Annotated in this window: 18 protein-coding genes; 8 read left to right on the top strand and 10 right to left on the bottom strand. The window is 52.2% G+C overall.

Annotated features, from left to right (window positions below; genetic code table 11):
* Positions 1-8 precede the first annotated feature (8 nt).
* Positions 9-1,154 (top strand): GGDEF domain-containing protein, encoded by a 1,146-nt coding sequence (locus K7G70_RS01425; RefSeq protein WP_223786807.1) that lies wholly within the window; start codon positions 9-11, stop codon positions 1,152-1,154.
* Between the two features lie 786 nt (positions 1,155-1,940).
* The gene (locus K7G70_RS01430) at positions 1,941-2,453 is read left to right on the top strand and encodes a transposase (protein WP_223786808.1); all 513 of its coding nucleotides are present in this window, start codon (positions 1,941-1,943) and stop codon (positions 2,451-2,453) included.
* A gap of 143 nt (positions 2,454-2,596) precedes the next feature.
* Here K7G70_RS01430 and K7G70_RS01435 read toward each other — a convergent pair whose 3' ends face one another.
* The 4 genes from K7G70_RS01435 to K7G70_RS01450 all read right to left on the bottom strand — a co-directional run bounded on the left by K7G70_RS01435 (position 2,597) and on the right by K7G70_RS01450 (position 7,186).
* Positions 2,597-3,136 (bottom strand): PQQ-binding-like beta-propeller repeat protein, encoded by a 540-nt coding sequence (locus tag K7G70_RS01435; RefSeq protein ID WP_223786809.1) that lies wholly within the window; start codon positions 3,134-3,136, stop codon positions 2,597-2,599.
* Between the two features lie 127 nt (positions 3,137-3,263).
* Entirely contained in the window at positions 3,264-4,229 is a 966-nt protein-coding gene (locus K7G70_RS01440; protein ID WP_223786810.1) for an NAD(P)-dependent alcohol dehydrogenase, read from the bottom strand.
* A 344-nt stretch (positions 4,230-4,573) separates the two neighbouring features.
* Positions 4,574-4,741: a hypothetical protein gene (locus tag K7G70_RS01445; RefSeq protein WP_223786811.1), complete on the bottom strand. Its 168-nt coding sequence runs from the start codon at positions 4,739-4,741 to the stop codon at positions 4,574-4,576.
* A gap of 237 nt (positions 4,742-4,978) precedes the next feature.
* On the bottom strand, positions 4,979-7,186 hold the full coding sequence (locus K7G70_RS01450; protein WP_223786812.1) for a malate synthase G: 2,208 nt from the start codon (positions 7,184-7,186) through the stop codon (positions 4,979-4,981).
* Positions 7,187-7,457: 271 nt separating this feature from the next.
* Between K7G70_RS01450 and K7G70_RS01455 the strand changes: the two genes are divergently transcribed.
* Positions 7,458-9,053, top strand: a complete 1,596-nt coding sequence (locus K7G70_RS01455; protein ID WP_223786813.1) for an isocitrate lyase — start codon at positions 7,458-7,460, stop codon at positions 9,051-9,053.
* Positions 9,054-9,123: 70 nt separating this feature from the next.
* On the opposite strand, the gene K7G70_RS01460 is transcribed toward K7G70_RS01455, so the two are convergent.
* Positions 9,124-9,546 carry a GNAT family N-acetyltransferase gene (locus K7G70_RS01460; RefSeq protein ID WP_223786814.1) on the bottom strand — a complete coding sequence of 141 codons (423 nt, stop codon included), beginning with the start codon at positions 9,544-9,546 and terminating at the stop codon, positions 9,124-9,126.
* Positions 9,547-9,622: 76 nt separating this feature from the next.
* Positions 9,623-9,904 (bottom strand): hypothetical protein, encoded by a 282-nt coding sequence (locus K7G70_RS01465; protein ID WP_223786815.1) that lies wholly within the window; start codon positions 9,902-9,904, stop codon positions 9,623-9,625.
* Positions 9,905-10,103: 199 nt separating this feature from the next.
* Between K7G70_RS01465 and K7G70_RS01470 the strand changes: the two genes are divergently transcribed.
* On the top strand, positions 10,104-11,039 hold the full coding sequence (locus K7G70_RS01470) for a transposase (protein ID WP_223786816.1): 936 nt from the start codon (positions 10,104-10,106) through the stop codon (positions 11,037-11,039).
* Positions 11,040-11,285: 246 nt separating this feature from the next.
* On the opposite strand, the gene K7G70_RS01475 is transcribed toward K7G70_RS01470, so the two are convergent.
* The 3 genes from K7G70_RS01475 to K7G70_RS01485 form a co-directional block, all read right to left on the bottom strand.
* Complete coding sequence (locus K7G70_RS01475; RefSeq protein ID WP_223786817.1) at positions 11,286-11,639, bottom strand: type II toxin-antitoxin system RelE/ParE family toxin; 354 nt, start codon at positions 11,637-11,639, stop codon at positions 11,286-11,288.
* A complete protein-coding gene (locus K7G70_RS01480; RefSeq protein ID WP_223786818.1) occupies positions 11,627-11,884 on the bottom strand; it encodes a type II toxin-antitoxin system Phd/YefM family antitoxin in 258 nt (85 codons plus the stop codon). Before K7G70_RS01480 ends, K7G70_RS01475 begins: the two co-directional genes overlap by 13 nt.
* Before the next feature lie 198 nt (positions 11,885-12,082).
* Positions 12,083-12,817 (bottom strand): DUF6882 domain-containing protein, encoded by a 735-nt coding sequence (locus K7G70_RS01485; RefSeq protein WP_223786819.1) that lies wholly within the window; start codon positions 12,815-12,817, stop codon positions 12,083-12,085.
* 271 nt (positions 12,818-13,088) lie between these two features.
* Between K7G70_RS01485 and K7G70_RS01490 the strand changes: the two genes are divergently transcribed.
* Positions 13,089-16,082 carry a serine/threonine-protein kinase gene (locus tag K7G70_RS01490; protein ID WP_223786820.1) on the top strand — a complete coding sequence of 998 codons (2,994 nt, stop codon included), beginning with the start codon at positions 13,089-13,091 and terminating at the stop codon, positions 16,080-16,082.
* Positions 16,083-16,111: 29 nt separating this feature from the next.
* Positions 16,112-17,338 (top strand): threonine synthase, encoded by a 1,227-nt coding sequence (locus K7G70_RS01495; protein ID WP_223786821.1) that lies wholly within the window; start codon positions 16,112-16,114, stop codon positions 17,336-17,338.
* Positions 17,339-17,413: 75 nt separating this feature from the next.
* Here K7G70_RS01495 and K7G70_RS01500 read toward each other — a convergent pair whose 3' ends face one another.
* Positions 17,414-19,984: a phosphoenolpyruvate carboxylase gene (locus K7G70_RS01500; protein WP_223786822.1), complete on the bottom strand. Its 2,571-nt coding sequence runs from the start codon at positions 19,982-19,984 to the stop codon at positions 17,414-17,416.
* A 173-nt stretch (positions 19,985-20,157) separates the two neighbouring features.
* On the opposite strand from K7G70_RS01500, the gene K7G70_RS01505 reads away from it, so the two are divergent.
* Together K7G70_RS01505 and K7G70_RS01510 are read left to right on the top strand one after the other, a co-directional pair.
* Positions 20,158-21,840, top strand: coding sequence for an autotransporter domain-containing protein (locus K7G70_RS01505; RefSeq protein WP_223786823.1), 1,683 nt, complete (start codon positions 20,158-20,160; stop codon positions 21,838-21,840).
* A gap of 230 nt (positions 21,841-22,070) precedes the next feature.
* Positions 22,071-24,218, top strand: a complete 2,148-nt coding sequence (locus K7G70_RS01510) for a M3 family metallopeptidase (protein ID WP_223786824.1) — start codon at positions 22,071-22,073, stop codon at positions 24,216-24,218.
* The last annotated feature ends 51 nt before the right edge of the window (positions 24,219-24,269 follow it).

Raw genomic sequence — 24,269 nt, forward strand, 5'->3', positions numbered from 1 at the left:
ACACCAATATGGCTTTGTCAGACGTCGATTTGATCAACATCAGTCAATTCCTCATCAGCCTGATGATGACGGTGGTGTTTTTGTTGGCCTGGCGCATCATGGAAAAAAAGACCTATGTGTTGATGTGGTCTTTGTTCTATGTGTTTGCTGCGGTCAATGGCATCCTCAACGCCATCAACGACCTGTTTCCAGATCGCAACCTGTATTGGGTGGTGGTCAATGGTGTGTCCCTGCTGACCCAAGCACTGGCCCTGGCCGGTTTTCGCATGCGTGCCGGACGACGGCCATTTCCGCCTATGATCATGGCTTATTTCTTGTTGGTCGAACTGTTGGTGGTGGTGTTCACCTATTGGCAACCGCACATGGGCCTGCGCATGGTGTTCATTCCTTTCAGTGGCGCGGTGGTGGTGTTCGCCATTGTGCGGGAAATCGCCCGCACCGAAAGCCGACTCCGCACCGCGGAAATCAGTGCCATGGTGTTGTTTGCCTTGTATGCCGTGGTGCAATTGACCAGCGGCACCCTGGCTTTGTTGCAAGGGGCTGCAAGGAATGAGCACTGGCTGAGTCTGTATTCCCAAGTCAACTTTTTGTTCATGCCCGCCTTCTTTGCTGGTCTGGGACTGTTCACCCTGTTGATTTTGGTTGATGATTTGGCCAGCAAGCTGAAACACCAGGCGATCACTGATTACCTGACTGGTTTGCTCAATCGGCGCGGCTTCAAACAACAGGCCGAAGCCCTGATCCAACAACAAGACAAACTGGGTAAAAACCTGGCGGTGATCGTCGCCGACATCGATCATTTCAAAAAAATCAATGATCAGTATGGCCACCAAGTCGGCGACGAGGTGTTGAAAGAGGTCTCCATGTGGATGAACAAACTGTTGTTGCCACCCTCGGTGATGGGCCGCACCGGCGGTGAAGAATTTGCCGTTGTGGTGCCGGTGGCCGACCTGAAAGAAGCCGGACAACTGGCCGAACACTTGCGGCTGCAGCTGTCCGAACAGAGCCACAAAACCAACGCCAAGTTGCGTATCACCGGCAGCTTTGGGGTGGCCCTGATCCACGACCAGCTGGAAAGCGCCCTGATCCAAGCCGATCATGCCATGTACCAAGCCAAAGCCCAGGGCCGCGACCGGGTGGTGCTGGCCGCCTGAAACCCACCGCAACCGATCTGCGCCGCCATCATCATCCCATATCACCGTTTGAGAAAAAACCCACCCTGGAGCGGCGACTTCAGTCGCCGATTGCCGCAGGCACACAGAAGGATAAAAGTGGCTACCTGTTTCGACTTTCTTGTAATCAAAAAGGATCATCAACACCAATCATCCATTAAAGAGCTGCATGGTTAAAGTTTATTTCTATGGGTGGACTCAAACCTTCATGTTCATGGTGCTGATTACATCGACTGAAGTCGATGCTCCAAAAGAATGTACCCACCCTGGAGTGGCGACTTCAGTCGCCGACTGCCGCAGGCACTTTTGAATAAGAACTGTTTCAGCTGCAACATCTCCCTTGCGACAAGGACAGCCAAAAAACCGATCAACTTTTTCGGGCTTTATCATTGAGGGCTTAATGCTGGCAACCAAACACAAACCATTAAGCTCTCATTGTTTAATTCATCGACTGAAGTCGATGCTCCAAAAGAATGCAGCCACCCTGGAACGGCGACTTCAGTCGCCAACTGCCGCAGGCACACACCACCCTGTTTATGGTGCTGCTTATCTCGACAGCAGTCGATGCTGCTTAAAAACACCGTCATTTTTTTCGACCATCGATCCAAATTATTGACAGCCTGAAGCGGTGAATGCCGCAAGACTTTCTGACGGCTACCAAATAAAGTGGGGGGCATTGGATTTATCAGGAACAACGTCGGCTGGAATCGACAACCCTTGTTTCCCCTTTTGCAGGGGTGTTGGTTTCAGTCTGCGTTTTAGCCAACCGTGAAAAGACCGTTGCCACATTTCAGTCAGATCAATGCCCTTCAGTTTGTCACCTTTCGGACCCTGGACAGTGTCGATGAGTTTGTCCGCTTGATGCAAGAATCAGAGCTGGACGAGTCCAACAAACAATTTGGCATCGATCAATACCTCGACCATTCTGACTCAGGCCGGATACTGGATGCCGACCTCATTGATTTGACCCAACTGTATTGCCACAACCTGAGCCCAGAGTATTATCAACTGATCGCCCTGTCGGTGATGCCCAACCACGTGCACATCTTGTTTGAGCAACGGCAAGACTTGGATGTGATCATGCAAAAACTCAAAGGCGGCTTGGCCCGCTTGATCAACAAACGCCTGCAGTGGTCCGGCCCCTTGTGGGAAAAGAATTATTTCGACAAAGCCATCCGCTCTGAGCGTCACTTTCGCAGCACCTACCGCTACATCAAAAACAACGCCGTTGCCGCCGGCTTGGCCGATGCCGATCGGCGGTTTTGGGGGCTTTATGGGTGATGACCATGATCGCAAACGCCAATCCGACCTTTGGATTGATCGTGATTTTTTCATCGACTGAAGTCGATGCTCCAAAAATTTCCTGGAGCGGCGACTTCAGTCGCCGTAAAGCAAAGGGAGTTTAAGATGCCACGACCAAGCAATCAACCCTGGATAAGCGCACCGTTTTTTATGTCCAGTTGGTATGGCTCTTGGTTGAAATCAATCACCTCTATGTGACTTTCATGAACCGCTAATCCTTCGGTCAATATGTCTTTGCCGCTGAAAGACCAAATTAATTTACCAGTAAATGAAACCTTTGAGACGGCCATTTCACCATGTACCAACAAACCCATTTCGTCAGGGGACAGGTAAATGTCAAAACAAGTCGCCTCATCAACTTGCTTGTGCCACAACAACTGTAAATCAGGAAGCGATAAACCAACCAATTGATCACCGATGCCAACAAATAAGCTGGTTTGATGAATCATGGCCGACTGCTGAGACACGCCCGTTGCACCTCCAGCAGCAAAGATCAGACAATCAAACCGACCATCAAGCTCAACCCCATAGATTACAGAAGGTTGGTAATTGGGCGCCAATTGATGCTGCTTTGAATACCGTTTTAAATGATCATTTGAACCTGATGTGTCATGCGATTCTTGATTGATTGTTATTGAATGGTTGCCTGCTTCAAAATTCATCCACAGCTCCTAAAAGTTGCAATAATTTCGGCTGTCGAAAACAGTTTATCATCCAAAGTTTGGGCTTGCATCTGGCTTACTATTTTGAACAACACATCGACTGAAGTCGATGCGCCAAAAGTCGTCTTCAATCGTCCATGGTGATGACGACACTGCCTTTCTTGTGTCCCGTATCGACATATTCATGCGCTTTAACAATGTGCTCGATGGGGTACACCCGATCGACCACTGGATTGAAATCACCGTTGAGGACCTGAATTTTAAGGAACGTCAAATTCGCTTTATTTTCCCATGCCACGCCACTGATCAATTTGGCGTTGAAAATGGCTGATATGTTGGTGGGCAGGTCCGCCACAATGGCGATTACTTTTCCCCGCTCTTTCAGCATGTTTTGACAACGTGACAGCGGCAGATTGCCCACCGCATCCAAGATGAAGTCAAATTCAGCTGAGATGGCATCGAGGTCCGTTTGGGTGTAGTCAATGACCTGATTGGCGCCCAGGGATTTGACCAGCTTCATGTTACCGGTGCTGCAAACCGCGGTGATGTTCGCCCCCAGGTATTTGGCCACCTGAATCGATGCGGTGCCCACCGACCCAGAAGCCCCATTGATGAGGATGGTTTGACCCGCTTTAAGTTGCGCTTTTTGTTTCAAGAAATGTATCGCTGTCAGTCCACCAAATAAAGAGGCCACAGCTTCTTGGTGACTGATTTCAACGGGCAATTTGACCATCACCGCTTTTTCAGGCAGACACAGGTACTCGGCATGGGCACCCAATTGCATGCCTGTCGAACCAAAAACCCGGTCGCCCGCTTTGAATGACTTGACCCCATTACCAACGAATTTGACCACCCCAGAAAATTCCATACCAGGGATCGTTTTTCGTGGTTTGAACCAACCGAAAGCCAATCGGGTCAATAGCCTGAAACCCTGAGGCACATTCAAGGCACGAATCCGGGCATCTCCTGCGGTGACTGTGCTGGCGTGAACTTTGATCAAAACCTCATTGCTTTTCGGCCGCGGCTGATCGGCATCGGAGAACCGCAATGCATCTGCCGGTTTACCATATGTTTCCCACAGCGCTGCTTTCAAGTTTCACCCCCTGGTGGGTTGTTTGAATCAATAACTAAAATCCTATCACATCATTGGGCCCATATTTGGGGCCCAATTCACAGCCTGTGAATCATGCAGTGGTGTCAGGACCGTCTTTCATTTGTAGCGGCGACTTCAGTCGCCGAACGACCTTACTTGAGCCCTGGGTTTAATCTGGTTTCTGCCACAATGTCGTCAGGTTTGTTGCCAATGGCGGATGAACAATCTTGGGCCTCCATTGATCCAATCGGGGAAAACCAGGGATGTGCTTGGGCAACGAATCCATCAATTCAGTGAAACCCGTCATGTCCTCTGAGATTTCAATTTCCAGACCAGACTGATATTCAAACAACACCCTGATTTGATCCATGATCCATGGCCAGCAAGTCCAGTTTATATGCTGTCACTTTCACCAATTGGTCCCATGGTTCTGCTTGCACCACCAACCCGCCATCAAGCATTTGAAACGCTTGATGGGTAATCACAATTTTTTCGCCTTCTTTTTTGCTCATGGTTTGGGTGTGGTTGATGTGTTCATTGTGCCATGTTTTGGCTGACATGACGCCACCAATAACCACTGCAGATTCAACGTAAGTCAGGTTTGTGGGGGTGTCACATCGACTGAAGTCGATGCTCCGGGGGGGCTGGTTCTTACTTGGAGCGGTGACTTCAGTCGCCGAGTGCCGCAGGCACGTTGTTTTTGAGGTAAAGCCGAAGGAGCGGGTGCCAAGGCCGCTCCTGTTGGTGGCTCAGCCTTTGGCTTTCAGTCGCAGGCGGTAAGCGTGCAGCAAGGGTTCGGTGTAACCGGAGGGTTGTTCCTGGCCTATGAACACCAGGTCCAAGGCGGCTTGGTAGGCGGTGTTGTTCGCCAGGTCAGCGGCCATGGCTTGGTAGGCGGGGTCACCGGCGTTTTGTTGGTCGACCACTGCGGCCATGCGGGCGAAGGTGTCTTTGACTTGTTGCTCGGTGCAAATGCCGTGGACCAGCCAGTTACAGATGTGTTGACTGGAGATGCGCAAGGTGGCGCGGTCTTCCATCAGGCCGACGTTGTTGATGTCGGGCACTTTGGAACAACCCACACCCTGATCGACCCAACGCACCACATAGCCGAGGATGCCTTGGGCGTTGTTGTCCAGCTCGCGTTGGATTTGTTCGGCGGTCAAAGCGGCCGGATCGGCGCACAGCGGGATGGTCAGGATGTCGTTCAAATCGGCCCGTGCTCGGTCTTTGAGCAGTGCTTGCACGTCAAACACGTTGATTTGGTGGTAGTGCATGGCGTGCAAGGTGGCGCCGTTGGGAGAGGGCACCCAGGCACAGTTGGCGCCGGCTTCGGGGTGTTCGGTTTTGGTGGTCATCATTTTGGCCATTTCATCGGGCATGGCCCACATGCCTTTGCCGATTTGGGCGATGCCAGTGAAGCCGCATTCCAAGCCAATGTCCACGTTCCAGTTTTCATAAGCAGCGATCCAGGGCATGGCTTTGATCTCGGCTTTGGGCGCCATCGGGCCCAACAGCATGCTGGTGTGGATTTCATCACCGGTGCGGTCCAAAAAGCCGGTGTTGATGAACACGATGCGGTCTTTCACCTGGCGGATGCACTCTTTCAAGTTCACTGTGGTGCGGCGCTCTTCATCCATCACGCCGATTTTGATGGTGTGTCGTGGCAGGCCTAACTCATCTTCCACCCGATCAAACAGGGTGTTGGCAAAGGCCGCTTCTTCCGGCCCGTGCATTTTCGGTTTGACGATGTAGACGCTGCCGGTGCGGGAGTTGCGCAAAGGGCCCAGTTGACGCAAATCATGCATCGCCACCAGCACACTGACCATCGCGTCCATGATGCCTTCAGGCACCTCGTTGCCGCCAGCATCCATGATCGCCGGGTTGGTCATCAAGTGGCCGACATTGCGGCAAAACAACAGGCTGCGACCATGCAGGGTGAGTGGCGAGCCATCCAAGGCTTTGAATGCTTTGTCCGGTGCCGCCACCCGGGTCATGGGCCGGCCGCCTTTGTCAAAGGTGTCTTGTAAATCACCACGCATCAAACCCAACCAATTGCGGTACACGCCGACCTTGTCTTCGCCGTCGACCGCTGCCACGGAATCCTCGAAATCCTGGATGGTGGTCACCGCCGCTTCCAAGGTCAGGTCTTTGACCCCGGCTGGATCGGTTTGGCCAATGACCGAGTCGCGATCAATCTCAATGATCACATGCAGGTCATGGTGTTTGAGCACCACTTGACTCGGCTGGCTGGCCTCGCCATTGAAGCCGACCGCCAAACCTGGGTCTTTTAGCGGGCTGGTTTGACCATCTGCCAAAGTCACCAACAACTGTTGCTCGCTGATCTCATAAGCCGTGGCCTGGTGATGGCTGCCTTGTTGCAAAGGAAAGTGTTGGTCGAGAAAGTCACGGCCATATTCGATCACTTTTTGACCCCGCACGGGGTTGTAGCCGGTGCCTTTCTCGGCGCCACCGGCCTCAGCAATCACGTCGGTGCCATACAAAGCGTCATACAAAGAACCCCACCGGGCATTGGTGGCATTCAAAGCAAAGCGGGCATTGGAAGTCGGCACCACCAATTGCGGCCCGGCTTGTTGGGCGATTTCGGCATCGACATTCGCTGTACCGATGCGGAATGCCGGCCCTTCCTCAACCAGGTAGCCGATGGCCTTTAAATGGTCGGCATAAGCCGCTAGATCGAATGAATCGCGGTTTTTCATCAGCCATTGGTCTAAGTTGGCTTGCAGCGCCTCGCGTTTTTTGAGAAGTTTTTGGTTGATCGGAGCCAGGTCCTGAATCACCGCAGCCATTGACGACCAAAATTGATCGGGGCTGATGGGCAGCTCGGGTAAGACCTCTGTTTCAATGAATTCGACCAACAAGGGATCGACTGACAAGGCGGCACGGTGCTGGTAATTAGGGTGGTCGTTGGTGGTATTCAATTCTGCGTTTTGGGTCATTTTGGGTCCTGGATGGCGGGAGATTCGAGACGAAACCTTTTTATTTTATATCAGGTTTTTAGACTAAAAACTCTAATTCTGGCAATTTTTAGACGAAAGTATGAAAAAAATAATTTTTCTCAAAAAGTAGCAAAAAAGTGTTTAAAAGTCATGAAAATGCTCTTAATATTCGTGAACGCGTTATTCAAACGTTTGTTTGACTGACCCCGACTTTTATTCATTATTCAACAAAAACGGTTTTTAACCACAAAACACAAGCAGGACTTTTATCATGTCAAATTACCAAACAGAAGTGCAATCAGCCGATGGACTCATCAAGGACCACCAGTCTCCCTGGTCAGCCATCAACCCTGAATACGTCGCTCGAATGAAACTGCAAAATCGATTCAAAACAGGTTTGGACATTGCCAAGTACACCGCCGCCATCATGCGCAAAGACATGCAAGATTATGACCTCGATTCAGCCAACTACACCCAATCGCTCGGTTGTTGGCACGGTTTCATCGGTCAACAAAAAATGATCGCGGTGAAAAAACACCACGGCACCACCGACAAGCGCTATTTGTACCTTTCTGGTTGGATGATCGCCGCCCTGCGTTCCGAATTTGGTCCACTGCCCGACCAATCCATGCATGAGAAAACCAGCGTCCCGGCGCTCATCAAAGAACTGTATGACTTCCTCAAACAAGCCGACGCCCGTGAACTGCGTGGCTTGTTCAAAGATCTGGATGACGCCAAGGGCGCTGGTGATCAAATCAAAGCCCAACGCACCCAAGAAGCCATCGACAACTTCCAAACCCATGTGGTGCCGATCATTGCCGACATCGATGCCGGTTTTGGTAACGAAGAGGCGACTTACTTGCTGGCCAAGAAAATGATCGAAGCCGGTGCTTGTGCGATTCAAATCGAAAACCAGGTGTCCGATGAAAAACAATGCGGCCACCAAGACGGCAAAGTGACCGTGCCGCATGCCGACTTCCTGGCCAAGATCCGCGCCGTGCGTTACGCCTTCTTGGAGCTCGGGGTTGATGATGGCGTGATCGTGGCCCGCACCGATTCTTTGGGCGCCGGCCTGACCAAACAAATCGCCGTGACCCAGGAGCCAGGTGATTTGGGCGATCAATACAACGCCTTCCTGGATTGCGATGCGATTGCCGCTGAGGACCTCAAGAACGGTGACGTGGTGATCAAACAAAACGGTCAGTTGGTCAAACCCAAGCGCTTGGCCAGTGGTTTGTTCCAATTCAAACCCGGCACCGGTGAAGACCGCTGCGTGCTCGACTGCATCACCAGCCTGCAAAACGGCGCCGACCTGTTGTGGATCGAAACCGCCACCCCGCATGTGGGTCAAATCGGCGGCATGGTCAAACGCATCCGTGAAGTGATCCCCAATGCCAAACTGGTGTACAACAACTCACCGTCATTCAACTGGACCCTGAACTTCCGCCAGCAGGCTTATGACGCCATGCTCGAAGCCGGCGAAGACGTCAGCGCCTACGAACGCGACCAGCTGATGGACGTGAAATACGACGACACCGCTTTGGGCCAAAAAGCCGATCAAATGATCCAGGCCTTCCAACGCGATGGTTCGCGAGAAGCCGGCATCTTCCACCACCTGATCACCTTACCCACTTATCACACCGCCGCCTTGTCCACCGACCAATTGGCCAAAGGCTACTACGGCGAAGCCGGCATGTTGGCCTACGTGGCCGGGGTGCAGCGCAAAGAAATCCGCGAAGGTTTGGCCTGTGTCAAACACCAGGACATGGCCGGTTCCAACATCGGTGACGACCACAAAGAGTACTTCTCTGGTGAGGCGGCCCTGAAAGCCTCCGGCGCCGACAACACCATGAATCAATTCGACTGATGACTCCCTCGTTCAGTTGTTGATACCAGCCCCGCTTCGGCGGGGTTTTTTGTGGCTGGACGCAAATGATTCAGGAGACGTGTTTTTCCATGTAATAAAACCGTTCGTCTTCGCTGATCGTGGCAAAACCGGCTCTGTGGTAGAGGCGGCAAGCTGGGCTTACTTTCAACACCCTCAGGGCCAGGGTGGTTGCGCTATTTTTTACAGCCTGTTTCCCAGCATATTCGATGGCTTGGGCCCCCAAGCCTTGATTTTGGCGCACCGAAAGGACTTGAAGATCGCGGATGACACAACATTGATTGTCAAATTCGATCCTCAATGCGCCAACAACCTCATCGTTGTCCAAGATGTCCCAATTTTCTAGATTGGCAATCTGCCCCCGGATCATTGCTTCGTCCCAGTCAGGCGCAAATTTCTCGTAATAAACCCGCATGTTTTCATGGGTCAGTTTTGCTGAGGCCTGTATGTCCTCACACAATTGATACGTGATCACTGCATTCTCCAATCAATCAATTAACAGCATCCATCATGGGCCAAGCCCATCTTTCGGATTTTTATGAAAATCCTTCTTAGGCTTCTGCAGGACGCCAGTAGATACCTTTTCCGTCTGCCACAGCCAAGTAACCCCATTGGTCATCCTTGACAACTGTGCCGTGAAACATGATGTCCGCAGGTTGGCCATTCTCGTCTTCATCAGCGCCACCATTGAACGAAAACCGCATGCCAACTGCCTGTTCCGGTGTTAGCCCCAATCTTTCCAAATCGGCAAAAGAGCCAACTGTCAATCGATAGCTTTTTACACCCACTCCCGCATTGAGGTCACAAAAGATTTCTGGCAACAGCTTGGTCATATTTCGTTAAACCTCAAAAAATGCCAAAACAGCAAATCCAATCCAATGTTTTGTTGGTGTTACTCGTGGTTTCATCTCTTAATCAGTGAATACTTTGGGACAGACACCCCATAAAAGAATTCTTACACATCGATCAGGGCTTTGCCACAGATAAAATCCACAGAAATGTTCAAAATCATGGTTTTGAAAGGAGAAAACCATGGGTCTGGCCAGGAAATACCAAATATGTGTAGATGAAACGCCCTATTATCATGTGGTGAGTCGATGTGTGCGAAGGGCGTTTTTGTGTGGTGACGACCATACCACAGGTCGGTCATTCGAGCACCGCAGAAAATGGGTGGTGGATCGGATGAAGTTCTTGGCCAAACTGTTCGCATTGGACATCTGCGCTTATGCCATCATGTCGAATCACTTTCACATCGTTCTGAAGGTCAATTCAACCCAAGATTGGTCGGATAAGCGGGTGTTGATGACTTGGGCTGGGTTGTTTGATCTACCGCTGCTGTGTGAGCGGTATGTCAGGGGTGATCAGATGAGTAATCCTGAGTTGGAATTCGTCATCATTAAGGCTGATGAGTACCGCAAGCGGTTGATGGACATTTCATGGTTTATGAAAACCCTGAATGAGTACATAGCGAGGCGAGCCAACATTGAAGATGGCTGCACCGGTCACTTCTGGGAAAGTCGCTTCAAAAGCCAGGCACTGCTGGATGAAAGGGCACTGCTGACCTGTATGGCTTATGTTGATTTAAACCCCATCAGGGCTGCTATGGCCAAAACACCAGAGCAGTCAGATTACACTTCCATTCAAGATCGCATCAACAACGAAAACACCAGACTGATTGGTTTCGGAAAGGGCGACAAAGATCTGCCTTTTTCACTTTCAGGATATTTAGAATTGGTCGATTATTCAGGCCGAGCCATCCTGGAAAACAAGCGTGGATATACCCCTGAAAACTTACCTTCCATCCTCGACAGACTTGGGCTCAACCCAGATACCTGGATGGATGAGCTTAAAGGATTCAAATCGGTGGGTTTTTCAGCAGTTGGCACCGTTGATCAACTGAAAGATTTCTGTCGTCAAGTCGGTAAGAAATTCGCTTTAGGATTAAGATTAAAAACCGTTCTGGAATAGCGCTCAATCCATCAAGTCCCCATTAGCAGATCCTGTCTGCCACCGGCCTGCTTATTTCTAAACAGGCAAAATCAACCAAACTCCATCAACATCCTTCTAAACTGACGACTTCGGATTTTCAGTTCCAGAAAATCCCAGTTAAATTAAGAAAAACCCAGTTCAATTTCTCAAGCTGGCTTTTCTAAAAAGTGTGTGTCCCTTAGTATTATCTCCAGAAAATCCCAGTTAAATTAAGAAAAACCCAGTTCAATTTCTCAAGCTGGCTTTTCTAAAAAGTGTGTGTCCCTTAGTATTATCTGCACGATCATTCAAAATGAAATTTCGCAGTAATCGTTCACTGCGCATAACATAAAGTATAAATACCTGGTTTCCCTCTAGGCGATAGAAGATACGACAAGGGCCAACAACAATTTCGCGATAGCGCGAATCTTCAAGCCCTTCTGGGACTTTACCGGAAAGCGGAAACTCTTTTAAACGTTTTACAGAATCGAATACCTGAGTCACCAGTTTTTTTGCTGCAACTGGTTTGTCCAATGCAATGTATTCGGCTATCTCGTCAAGGTCTTCCAATGCGGGCTCAGTCCATATTATCTGAGCCATTTACTCATTTTCTCTTCTGCTTCCGATTCAGCATAAACTTGACCTTGAAATACAGCCTTTTCTCCTCGAGCAATACCTTCCAGAATACACATTCGCTTTTGCATTTGCTCGTAATCTTCGACATCCAAAAGATATGCAGAAGGCTTACCGTGTTCAGTAATTAACACAGGTTCTTTAGACGAGTGAAGGTCAGCTAAAATTTTTGTGGCTTGCCTTTTTAATGTGGTTACAAGTTCTATTTTCATAAAAGTGATACTATTCTATCACTCCGTGGTTTGCAATGATAATTTACAGATAACGCCCGCATATGCGGCTGGTTTGAAGCGCAGCGGAATACCAGTCCGACAACATGCGCTTGTTGGGTATTTTTCTCGCCATTTAAAAATGGCTCTGTATGCAGTCATGTATGATGGGACCTGCCCATCAAACAGCATCACCGCATGCTAACCAACCCACTTTGCCAGGGTAATAACCATGTAGGTGAAACCATTGTCACTGGGCGTGCGATAAACCCCAATTGCATTCAAATGTTTAGCCAACACCGACGTCATTTCCCAACCATCAACCTCTGTGGCAGCGTATCGCCCAGCCACCAATTGTTTTAAACCCAGCTCTTCACCCAATTCCTTAATTTCCCGAGATGACGACTTCACGATCTCAGACAAACTGTTGTTTACCCAGGCCCACATCCAAGTATTGGACGAGGTAGAAAAAGTCCCCGAAAATTGAATGTCCGCTTCAACTTGAGGCTTGCCGTTGTGAGAAAATACCAACTTGGCGGTTTCTTGATACCAATCCCAACGTTCATGTTCGTCGACTTTGTATTCAGAAAGAAATGCCTCATGCCTGGGCTCAATAAAACTGAAACTTGATCGAACCAAATCATGAAAAATTTCTTCATCTTGGACCCAATTCCTGTCACGAACATCTTCATAGCATCTTGAACACAAAACTTTTATGTCGGCGAATTTTTCAAATTTTCCAGTCCACCCACCTTCGGCATCCAAAACCTTGTCACATTCATCACACCAAGCATCAGGGCATAAATCATCTGGATTTTCAGGGTCATAAGCTAAGTTAAAACCCAATTTTTCACCCTCAACCAAATGCCTACAAAGAAAAGTGACATTGGTTTTTCCGTGGCGACTGCACTCTATTTGATGTTCAGAATCACTCATGATTTTCGGCTGGTTTGTTAATTAATGTTTATGGATTCATTGACGTTCTGAATGAGCTGAATCACCTTTTTGAACCACTATTATCAGCGCAAGCAAGAAACCACGATATTAACACAGGTCCTGAATGATGGGCCAAGTCATGCGGGATGGGCTCTTAGCGCGCTGATGGTGGGCCAAGCCCACCCCACAATTCTTCAAAGGAAATTTTTGAATGGCTGGGTTTTTGCTGAATGGCTCTCGATGTTGGTTATAATGAAACGCAAGCGAGCCGTTGTCGTCCTTTGACCCCGTGAAAAAAACCGAAGAGACCAAAGTCCTGTTACAGCAAGCCTTGGGCATGAGCACCCAGGAGCGGACGGTGTTGTTGGAGCAAATTGATGACACCGACATCCGGTCTCAGGTGGAGACTTTGTTGGCCGATGAGGCGCAGTTGGCCGCTTATTTGGCGCCCAACCAACCGGCGGCTTCAACGGCCCAGTTGGCAGCAAAAGTGGCGACCATTGAGCCAGGGACCCTGATCAAGCGCATCCGCATCATCAAGCTGTTGGGCCAGGGTGGCATGGGTGCGGTGTATTTGGGGTTTGATGAAAAGCTGGAGCGGCAGGTGGCGGTGAAGTCGATCCGTCCGGAACACCTGAAAAACCCCGCCACCCAGCAACGCTTTGTGCGCGAAGCGCAGATCCTGTCGAAGATCAACCACCCGTCGATTTGCCAATTGTATGACTACATGGAAACGCCTGAGGGTGATTTTCTGGTGTTGGAATACATCAAGGGCAAACCACTGTATCAGGTGCCGTTGAACGACACGCAAAAACTGACCTTGATGGCCGAGTTGGCCAGTGCTTTGGCGGTGGCCCATGAGCACGGCATCGTGCACCGGGACTTGAAGCCCGACAACATCATGATCACCGAACAGGGTCAACTCAAGGTGTTGGATTTTGGCATCGCCCAATCCTTGGCCCAGCCCAAAGCCACTGATCAACCAGGCCCTGAACAAAGCGATCAAACAAACACCCAAAGCGACCAGCAACTGACCCAACAAGGTTCCTTGGTCGGCACCATCCGTTACATGAGTCCGGAACAAGCCAAAGGCCAGGCCATCGACACCGCCAGTGATTTGTACGCCTTGGGCATCATCGCGCAGGAGGTGTTCAGTCACCAGGCGGCCTATCAGGTGATGGAAACCAAACAACTGCTGGCCGATGTGCAACAGGGCAAACGCTTGCAGCCGGATGGTTTGCCAGAACCGCTGTCCGGCTTGTTGCAACAGCTGACCCAGCTTGAGCCACAGGCGCGGCCCACAGCCACCGAAGCCGCCGAGCACTTCACCGAGATCTTGTTGGCCCCCAAGCGGCGTCGGCAAAAACGCCTGAAGTGGGCAGTGACGTCCGGCATCTTGGTACTGGTGGCGGTGATGCTGTGGCAATGGCTGCAAATCGGTAACCAGGAACAACGCAACCAATTGGTCAATGAATACGAAAACCAAATTAATGACCTGGTGCGCCAAGCCGAACAAATTTATGTGCTGCCGATTCATCCGGTGGGTGAAGAAATCGGCCTGATCTTGCAGCAAGGTGAAAGCCTGTATGCCGACATTGACCAAGACCCAACTTTATCCACAGCCGAAAAGAATCGCTTGATGGGCCTGATCATGCTGCGCGCTGAGTACTATGCCGAGGCCATTCCGCTGTTGACCCAAGGTCAGGCCGAAAGCCCCTTGCTGGCCGAAGCCTGGACCAAGCTGTACATCGAAAAAGCCTCAGAATTCTCCGACCAACACGGTTATGAACAGGCCATGCAAGACCCCGACTTGCAACAAAATTACCTGCAACCGGCCCTGCAATACATCGCCCTGGCACAGCAAGACACTGGCCAGGAAGACCCCTTGCTCAGGGCTTTTGCCTTGAGTCAAACCGAGTCTTTGGATGCCGGCTTGGCCGCGGTCAATGAGCTGCTGGCCGAGAAGCAATGGAACAAAGACGCGGTCAACCTCAAAGCCCTGATCTTGTCGGCATCGATGCAAAACGCCGAACAAAAGGGACAGTGGGCGGCGGCCAAAGAGTATGCCTTGATGACCGCCGAAACCTATCAACGATCAACCCAAATGGCGCGCAGTTACCCACCAGGATACGACAGCCTTTGTTACACCTATTTTAATTTAATGGCCGATGGCATCCAGCGCAGCGGCGAGCAGGTGGCACAGTTCGCTGAACAGGGCATCGAAGCCTGTGACAACGCCCTGCAAACCTTGCCTGAAAACCGCTATCCCAAATTCTTGTTGTCGCGCCTCCACTTGATGCAAGGGCGCTGGGCCATGGTCCATGGTGGTGATGTTGCGGCCTCGCTGGAACAAGCCAAACATTGGAACCAACAGGTCGGCCCGATGGCCGACCTATTCAGTTTCACCTGGACCCAGGCGCTGATTGTCGCCACCGAAGCCAACGTGCACATGCTGCGCGGTGAATCGGCCCTGGCCAAGCTGGAGCAGGTGGTGTCGTGGTTTGAACAGCTGCTGGTGGTGGACAGCCCCTATCGGCCGTTCGTGGTCAGTGATTTCCTGTATGTGTTGGCGCAACAGGCCGCGGAAATGATCCGCCAAGGGCAAGACCCCACGGCGGTTATCGAACGGGCCCAGACTGTGTTCGAAGAAATTTTGTTGACCCCGGATTTGTTGGTCAGCGAACAGCGGGGCTTGATCAACAACATGGCGCAGATGAAAGGGGTGCAGCTGCGTCAGGCCTTCGATCAGGGGCAAAACATCCAAGCGCTTGGACAAGAGCTGCTGGCGCTGTTGAATCCAGCCGACAACCAATTGGTCAACGACCCCCATCAGCTGGTGAATTTGACCAACACCCATTTGTTGTTGGCCGAACACCTGCGGCGCGGGCAACGGCCATTCCAAACCCACCTGACCCAAGCCGAACAACACCTGGTCCAAGCCCGCGCAGTTAACCAAGTCGATCCCGGCATAAAACTGAGCTGGGCCATGCTGCTGACCCTGCAAAACCACACGGCTGGGCAAGATTACCAGGAGGCCAATGATTTGTTTGCCCAAGTGTTGGCCGATTACCCGCCCAACCCTTATTTCCATCAGCTGTGGGCCAGAAGCCTGATGGTGCAAGCCCAAGGTCTGGGCACGGCGCCTCAACAAGACCTGTTGGACCAAGCCACGGCACAAATCAACGCCGCTTTGGCCATCGATGCCAACAACCCATCATTGTTAGCCACCCAAGGCGAAATTCAGGCATTGCAAGCGACGCCTTGAGGCGGTATGGTGGGAGTTTTGGACCGCCCATGACCCAACTCAACCCCCATTTATCCCACCTGACCTGCACGTATTGTGGCCAACAATACCCTTTGGATGAGCCGATGAACCTGTGCCCACATGACCAGCGCCCGGTGCAGATGGTGTACGACACCGAAGCCATCAAAAACACCGACTGGTACCACCCTGAACGCAAGGACCTGTGGCGCTTTGCCGGTTTGCTGCCGATCAGCGAAGGCTTTGTGTCACTCGGTGAGGGGCACACCCCGCTGCTGAACCACTCGGACCACCCCTTGGCCCAGGCCCATGGTTTTGAGCTGTTCATCAAAGACGAGGGCAAAGGCCACCCGGGTTATGGCCAAAACCCAACCTTGAGTTTCAAAGACCGGGGCATGGCGGTGGTGGTCAACATGGCGCGGCATTATGGCCTGAGTCGCTTGGCGGTGCCGACCCAGGGCAATGCCGGGGATTCTTTGGCTTACTACGCCAACCAAATGGGCCTGGGCGCCGCCATCATCATGCCAGATGACACACCGATGCCAATCCAGGGCAGTGTCGCAGCCTTGTCCTTCCACAACCCCGACATCGAGTTGGCCATGGTGCAGGGCACCATCAAGGAAGCCGGGGTGTTGATGAAAGAGCACTACCTACCACACGGCTATTTCAATGTCGCCACCTTTCAGGAACCCGGCTGGCGCATCGATGGCAAGAAAACCATGGGCTTGGAATTGGCCGAGCCCAATGCCCTGTCAGACGCTTGGCAGTTACCGGATGTGATCCTCTACCCAACCGGTGGTGGCACCGGCATTTTGGGCATGTGGAAAGCCTTTGATGAGTTGCAAGGAATGGGCCTGATCGGGGCCGAACGGCCGAAAGTCATTGCGGTGCAGTCCAGCGCCACGCCACCGGTGGCCCATGCCTTCGAACACGACTTGTTTGAACCGGAGCCGACCGACGCCGGACACACCCTGGCCGTGGGCCTGAATGTGGCCGGTGGCGTGGGTCACTTCAAGGTGTTGGAGATCATCCGCCAAAGTGGCGGGGGCGCTTTGACCATTGATGAGGCCGCGATGGCCGACCACCTGCGCACCACCTGGCAACAACACCATTGGTGGCTGTGCCCTGAAGGCGCGGCTTGTTTGGCCGCCTTGCAGCCCGCAGTGGATGCCGGTTTGATTCAGCCAAGTGATCAAGTGGTGGTGTTCAACACCGGTTCCTTTGAAAAATACCTGCCTGAGGTACGGCATTTGTTGTGACCGCCGCCAGCTGACTCTGGCCACATTTCACCGGTCATCTCACACGGCATATCACACCGCATATCACACCGCATTTCACACCGCATTCCGGGCCGCATTGATGTTGCCGTACAGCGAGCGGGTCACCAGTTTTTCATAGGCGGCCAACAGATCTGCTTGTGGTTCGGCCTTGGCTTGCAGCTGTTTGATGCGTTGCAAAGCATGTTGTTGAATGGTCAACAGTGGCAAGACGATGGCCTCGCGTTCGCGGATTGACCATTGGCGCATCGGCTGATCGGCCAGCGGTTCATTGACCCCGGCGATGACCAGCAATTGCTGTTGACTTTGTTCAAATTCATCATTGATCACGGACCAGAAAGTCCCAAATTCCGGGTCTGCTTGCAAGTAGGCCGTCAACGGCATGAACGATTTGGCAATCGACATCAGGCTGTTGTCGACCAGGGCTTTGAAGTAACCTGATTGCTGGTAGAGTTGGGCCAAGGCGGCCGGTCCCTCAGACTGGGTCAATTCGGCACAGGCATGACCCACACCGTAATAACCCAGCACGTTTTGTTTCAGTTGGCTCCAGGCACCGACAAATGGAATGGCGCGCAAATCCTCGAAGCGCAAGCCCTCACCCGGGTTGCGTTTGGTCGGCCGGCTGCCGATGTTGGTCATGCCGTAGTATTTCAGGGTGCTGACCCGTTCCAGGTAGGGCAGGAATTGGGGGTGTTGTTTGAACCGTTGGTAATGGTCCAAGCTCAATTCAGCCAGTTGTTGTAACTGTTGGCGGCTGGCGGAATCCCAACCGGTTTTGGCTGGAAACAGGCGGCTGGAGAGACCGGCACTGAGCAACTGTTCCAGGTTGTGTTGGGCCGATAAGGGGTGGCCAAAGTTGGCGGAAATGGTTTGGCCTTGGATGGTCAGCTGGGTGGCGTGGTTGGCAATGGCCGGGCTTTGTGTGGCATAAAACTTATGCGTGGCGCCACCACCACGGGCCGGTGGTCCACCGCGACCATCAAAAAAGACCACCTGGATGCCGGCTTCTTCAAACACTTCGCTCAATGCCTCTTTGGCCTGGACAATGGCCCAATTGGCGGCCAAATAACCACCGTCTTTGGTGCCATCGGAAAAACCCAGCATGATGGTTTGTCGTTGCTGCCGCCGCCGCAGGTGTTGCCGGTAACCTTCATCTTGCAACAGTTGGGCCATGATGCCAGGGGCTTGCGCCAGGTCTTCAATGGTCTCAAACAATGGCACCACATCGGCGCTGGGCTGTGGCCAGCCAGCCAAGCGGAACAAAGCCAACACCTCCAACACATTGAGCGCACTTTGGCAGTTGCTGATGATGTAGCGGTTGGCGCCGAATTCACCGTTTTGGGCTTGAATCTGTTGCATGGCCTGGATGCTGGCCACCGTGTCCTGTGCCACCGCCGTGCTCAATTGATCAGGCGCCACGGTTTGCTCGATGGCAGCCAAAGCCGCGGCTTGAGCAGCTGGTGCCAGGTCCTGATATGCAGCTGGCAGGGCCATGGTGTCACGGGCAATTCCAAGCATCACCTGGTGGTGGATCCGAGAATCCTGGCGCACATCCAAAGTGGCAAAATACAATCCAAAACATTTGATCTGATTGATCAAGCCGTGCACCAAGTCGGCATACAAGCCATGATGCCGCTCATTGATCAGTGCCAAAATTGCCTGCAGTTCATCGACCAGCTGAGCGGCGGTCAAGTCATGCGTTTGATCAGTCAGGTAAGCCGCCTGATACAAGCTTTTTTCCAAGGCCTCAACCCGTTGGATCACGCCGCGAAAGGTCAGTCTTTTTTTCAGCTCCCTGAGGTCGCGGTGGTAGCACTTGAGCACACTGCGGTGCAAGCGATCGGCCACTTTCAGGGTGGTGCTGGCATCCACAAAGGGGTTGCCATCGCGGTCACCACCGGGCCAGAAACCCAACTCGATGAAGGCGTTGTCGGGCAGCGCTTGGTTTGGGTAGATGTGCTGGCTGATGCGCTTGATGATGGCTTTGACCGTGTCATAAAAAACGTTTTCCAAATACCAAATCAAGCTCACCGCTTCATCAAATGGGGTGGGTTTGCTTTGGCTGAACAGCGGCGTTTGACCCAGCTGTTGCAGCAAGGCTTCGGTGGTGGCGAAGTCATTGGCTTGGATCGCTTGGCTGAGGTCGGTCATGATGCCCAGCACCGGACCCGGATAAAACTGCGTGGGGTGGGCGGTCAACACCACCCGCACCCGGTGTTCCGAAAGGATGTCTTGCAAGGCCGCGCTGCGCTCGGTTTGGGCCGCCCGTGAGGCCAAGTGGGTGAGGCTGCCCGGGCCATCCAACTCGTGGGTGTGGGCAAAGGCGGCTTCCTCCACGGCATCGAACAAGACGATTTGCCGCTCGATGTACTGCACGCACTTGAACAACAGGTTCAGTTGTTGCTCCTCGGCGTCGAGCTTGCCTTGTTGTTGGAAAAACCGCTGCATGATTTGCTGCGGGCTGAGGCCGGCTTGGTAGCCTTGTTCACAGGCATGACTCAAGAACGGCAACAACACCCCGGTTTGGTAGACCGCATCAAACGGCAGGTTCAAAAACAGGCTGTTGTTGACCTGGAATTTATTCAGTACATGGTGGCGATAATTGTTCAGTGTTGGGTGCTGTGCCATGGGTCAAATGCATTGCTGGTAGACCGAATATATTACGTGTTGGTACAAAACAAGGCAATCAGACCTTAAGCCCAAATGTCTAAATAACGCTCCAAGTGTTTGACAAATCATGATTTTGCGGAAAAAATAAAAGAAAAACAGAGGGAATTATGCGTACATTATTTCTCATCACAATGGTGCTTTTTTCAGATTGGTTGTGGGCCGGTGAGGCCGACATCGGCGTCGGCGTGCGCTTATTCCAAAGCCGCATCATCACCGGTGACTTGGCCAAAATGGAAATCACCGTACGCAATCAGGGCCCTGACAGTGCCCAAGGGGTGCGCTTCAACCTGGACGTGACCCAAGGGCTGTTCAGTGACATCACCACCACCGCCACAGGCCCGTGTCAGATCAACGTGGAACAAGGCGCCATCCGCTGTCAAAACATCGGTGATTTTGCCGCCGGCCAAGAAAAGGTGCTGTTGGTGCGGGTGCAACTGGAACAACAAGAAATGCCCGACAACCTGGTGTTGGCCGCTGAAGTGACCTCTGACAGCAACGACCCCAACCCCGGCAACAACACCCAAACCATTGTCTTCAATGTCAGTCCGCTGCCCAACATAGATGAATACGCCAATGGCATGCTGACCAACATGCCCGAAGCCCGTAAAAAACGCTTTCTGCGGGCGGCACAGGTGTTGGGGGCCTACTGTTCCGGCGAACTCATTCACACCCGCCTGGAAGGGGTTTGTGATGACCTGTTGCAACAAGCCGAGCTGGGTGACTTCGAAACCATCACCCGGGTGTTGAGCTGGATGCGGCCGCGCAACACCGTGCACCAGGCGCGCAATTCAACCAAATTGGTTGCCTCACAACTGTCCAACCTGGGACAGCGCATGGCGCAGCTGCGGGCTGGCATCAGTGGTTTCACCGCCGCCGATTTGCAATTGGACAATGGCCAGGCCGCTTTGCCGCTGTCGATGTTGGCCTATCAAGAGGACAACGGCCCAGCCGAGAGTTTTGTCTCTCCCTGGGGCTTTTTCATCAACGGCAGTTTGACCACCGGCGATTTCAGTTATGCCGATGAGGTCAATGACGGCTTTGATTTTGATTCCGACAGCCTCAGTGCCGGGGTCGATTACCGCTTTTCCAACCGCTTTGTGTTGGGCGCCGCGGTGGGCTACAACCAAATGGATTCCAACACCGGCGCTGGGGTGCGCATGGAATCCGAGGGGGCCAGTGTCAGTTTGTATGGCCTGTTCACCCCCACCGAAAACTTTTATCTGGACACCCGCGTCAGTTTTGCCCGTCCCGACGTCAGGCAGCGGCGCATTGAGTTGTTCAACTTGATTGATGAGGTGGTGAGCATCGAAGCCATCGGTGAAACCCAATCGGAACAATTCACCGTCGCCGCCAGTGCCGGTTATAACTTCAACAAAGGCGCCTGGAACTGGTCGCCCTACATCACCGCCGAATACGTCAATAACCAGCTCGACGAATTCGCCGAAACCGGCGCCGGCGGCTGGAACATTTTCTATGCCGAGCAAGACTTCAAGGCACTCAAATACAATTTGGGTTTCATCGTGTCCCGGGCCATCAGCACCCGCAATGGGGTGTTGTCTCCACAACTCAGCTGGCAACATAATTACGAAGATCAGGATGACGGCGTGATGGCCATGCGCTTGATTGGCATGCCGGTCGATGAGTTGTTCAATGTGGAAACCAATTTCACCGAAAGTTCCTACAGCCAGGCCAGTGTGGGGCTCACCTGGATCACGGCCAACGGCAAAATGTTTTACCTGCGCTACAGTCGCCTGTTCGGCTTGAGGAATTTCAAACAGCACACCGCCAGTGTCGGTGCGCGGTTCGAATTTTAGGAAGGGTCCAATGAAAGCAGAACCCGCCTTCTGGTGTGGGCAAGAAGTCGCAGCTCACACAGTCATTGGACAGGGCACATGATAGAAAACCACCAGTGAAGATCGCGTCAAAAACCCACTGATCACCCACTTTTCCCCCGATAAGGACTTTTGGCACTGTTGCGCCAAGGTTTGACCCGGCAACATGATTGGCCCAATTATTTGATCAACAGAGGTTTGCAATGAAACCAATGAAAAAAGCCACATGGCTGATCACCGGGCTGGCCCTGGCCACTTCGCTGACTGTCACGGCCCAACCCCAAACTGAACAAGCCGCTGCCAACCCACTGTTGGCTGAATGGACCGGCCCCTATGGTGGCGTACCCGCCTTTGACAAAATGGATTTGAAATATGTCCCCGAGGCCTTTGATGTGGCCATGGCTGAAAATTTGGCGGACTACGACAAAATTGCCAACAACCCCGAACCCGCGACCTTCGAGAACACCATCGTCGCGATGGAAGCCGCCGGCGAAAAACTGGGTCGGGCGTTCACCTATTTCGGCATTTGGAGCAGCAACCTGTCCAGCCCCGAAGTGCGCAAATTACAAATGGAATATTCACCCAAATTTTCCGAGATGAGCTCAAAAATCTCGCAAAACAAAAAATTGTTTGAACGGGTCAAAAAGGTTTATGAGGATTCTTTGAAAAACCCCTTGGATCCCGAAGCCCAACGCTTGGTGCTGGGCGCCTATGAAGGCTTTGCCATGAATGGCGCCAACCTGGATGAGTTTTCCAAAAAGCGCTATGCAGAAATCAACAAAGAATTGTCCACCTTGTACACCAACTTCGCCAACAACGTGTTGCATGACGAAGAAAACTACGTCACCTTCCTGAACAAGGACCAACTCAGCGGCCTGCCTGAGTCCTTGGTCAAAGCCGCGGCCCAAGCCGCCAAAGAAAAGGACCAAGAAGGTCAATACGCGATCACCAACACGCGCTCATCCATGGACCCGTTTTTGACCTATTCTGATGAACGTGAATTACGCAAAAAAGTGTGGACCAATTACTATTCTCGTGGTGACAACGGCGATGAGTACGACAACAATGAAAACATCGCCAAAATCCTGCAGTTGCGTCGCGAGCGGGTTGAGCTGTTGGGGCACAAAAATTACCCCGAATGGCGTTTGCAAAACCGCATGGCCAAGACCCCAGAACGTGCCATGGAATTAATGGAAGCGGTGTGGCCTGCGGCCATTGCTCGGGTCAAAGAAGAAGTGGCCGACATGCAGGCCGTGGCTAACGAATTGGGCCATGGCATCACCATTGAACCATGGGACTACCGTTATTACGCCGAAAAAGTGCGGCAGAAAAAGTACGATTTGGACTCCAACGAGGTGAAACAATACCTGCAATTGGACAACCTGCGTGAAGCCATGTTCTTTGTCGCTGGAGAGCTGTTCAATTACCAATTCACTGCCTTAGAAGAAGGTAAAGTGCCGGTTTATCACCCCGATGTCAAAGTGTGGGATGTGACCGACAAAACCAGCGGTGAGCACATTGGCTTGTGGTACCTGGATCCATTTGCCCGTGCCGGCAAGCGTTCCGGCGCCTGGGCCAGTCAGTACCGCACCCATGAGTCGTACAATGACAAAATCACCGTGTTGTCATCCAACAACTCGAACTTCATCAAACCCGCTCCCGGTGAGCCGGTGTTGATTTCTTGGGATGATGCCAACACCTTCTTCCATGAGTTTGGACATGCTTTGCACTTCTTGTCATCCAATGTGAAATACCCCAGCTCCAATGGTGGGGTGCGTGATTACACCGAGTTCCAATCACAGTTGCTGGAGCGCTGGTTATCGACCGATGAAGTGATCAACAAGTACATGAAACACCACAAAACCGGTGAAGTAATTCCCAAAGAACTGATCGCCAAAATCAAAAAGGCCGCCACCTTCAACCAGGGTTTTGCCACCACCGAATACCTGGCCTCGGCCTTGATTGACATGAAAATTCACATGGCCGATCCCAAAGGCATCGATGTCGATGCGTTTGAACGCGATACCCTGAAAGCCTTGGGCATGCCCGATGAATTGGTGATGCGCCACCGCACGCCGCATTTTGGTCACGTGTTCTCAGGAGAGGGTTATGCCACGGCTTACTATGGTTACATGTGGGCCGACGTGCTGACTTCTGACGCGGCCGAAGCGTTTGAACAAGCCCCCGGCGGTTACTACGACAAGGACATGGCCAACAAGTTGGTTAAATACCTGTTTGCCCCGCGCAACGCCATGGATCCGGCCGAAGCCTACCGCAAGTTCCGAGGCCGCGATGCCAGCATCGATGCTTTGATGCGCGACCGTGGATTCCCGGTGCCGGAGAAAAAAGCCCAACCCTGACTCAATTGATTGAGTCCTTTGCAGGAAAGCCTCGGTCCATCCGGGGCTTTT

This window comes from Marinicella meishanensis, assembly GCF_019931145.1.
GTDB lineage: Bacteria > Pseudomonadota > Gammaproteobacteria > Xanthomonadales > Marinicellaceae > Marinicella > Marinicella meishanensis.

What these genes read in the sequence shown, in the direction of transcription:
- K7G70_RS01425 (WP_223786807.1), top strand. Translation starts at nt 9, where the DNA reads ATGGCTTTGTCAGACGTCGATTTGATCAACATCAGTCAATTCCTCATC.
- K7G70_RS01435 (WP_223786809.1), bottom strand. Translation starts at nt 3,136, where the DNA reads ATGAATTTTGAAGCAGGCAACCATTCAATAACAATCAATCAAGAATCG.
- K7G70_RS01445 (WP_223786811.1), bottom strand. Translation starts at nt 4,741, where the DNA reads ATGAGCAAAAAAGAAGGCGAAAAAATTGTGATTACCCATCAAGCGTTT.
- K7G70_RS01450 (WP_223786812.1), bottom strand. Translation starts at nt 7,186, where the DNA reads ATGACCCAAAACGCAGAATTGAATACCACCAACGACCACCCTAATTAC.
- K7G70_RS01455 (WP_223786813.1), top strand. Translation starts at nt 7,458, where the DNA reads ATGTCAAATTACCAAACAGAAGTGCAATCAGCCGATGGACTCATCAAG.
- K7G70_RS01465 (WP_223786815.1), bottom strand. Translation starts at nt 9,904, where the DNA reads ATGACCAAGCTGTTGCCAGAAATCTTTTGTGACCTCAATGCGGGAGTG.
- K7G70_RS01470 (WP_223786816.1), top strand. Translation starts at nt 10,104, where the DNA reads ATGGGTCTGGCCAGGAAATACCAAATATGTGTAGATGAAACGCCCTAT.
- K7G70_RS01475 (WP_223786817.1), bottom strand. Translation starts at nt 11,639, where the DNA reads ATGGCTCAGATAATATGGACTGAGCCCGCATTGGAAGACCTTGACGAG.
- K7G70_RS01480 (WP_223786818.1), bottom strand. Translation starts at nt 11,884, where the DNA reads ATGAAAATAGAACTTGTAACCACATTAAAAAGGCAAGCCACAAAAATT.
- K7G70_RS01485 (WP_223786819.1), bottom strand. Translation starts at nt 12,817, where the DNA reads ATGAGTGATTCTGAACATCAAATAGAGTGCAGTCGCCACGGAAAAACC.
- K7G70_RS01495 (WP_223786821.1), top strand. Translation starts at nt 16,112, where the DNA reads ATGACCCAACTCAACCCCCATTTATCCCACCTGACCTGCACGTATTGT.
- K7G70_RS01500 (WP_223786822.1), bottom strand. Translation starts at nt 19,984, where the DNA reads ATGGCACAGCACCCAACACTGAACAATTATCGCCACCATGTACTGAAT.
- K7G70_RS01505 (WP_223786823.1), top strand. Translation starts at nt 20,158, where the DNA reads ATGGTGCTTTTTTCAGATTGGTTGTGGGCCGGTGAGGCCGACATCGGC.
- K7G70_RS01510 (WP_223786824.1), top strand. Translation starts at nt 22,071, where the DNA reads ATGAAAAAAGCCACATGGCTGATCACCGGGCTGGCCCTGGCCACTTCG.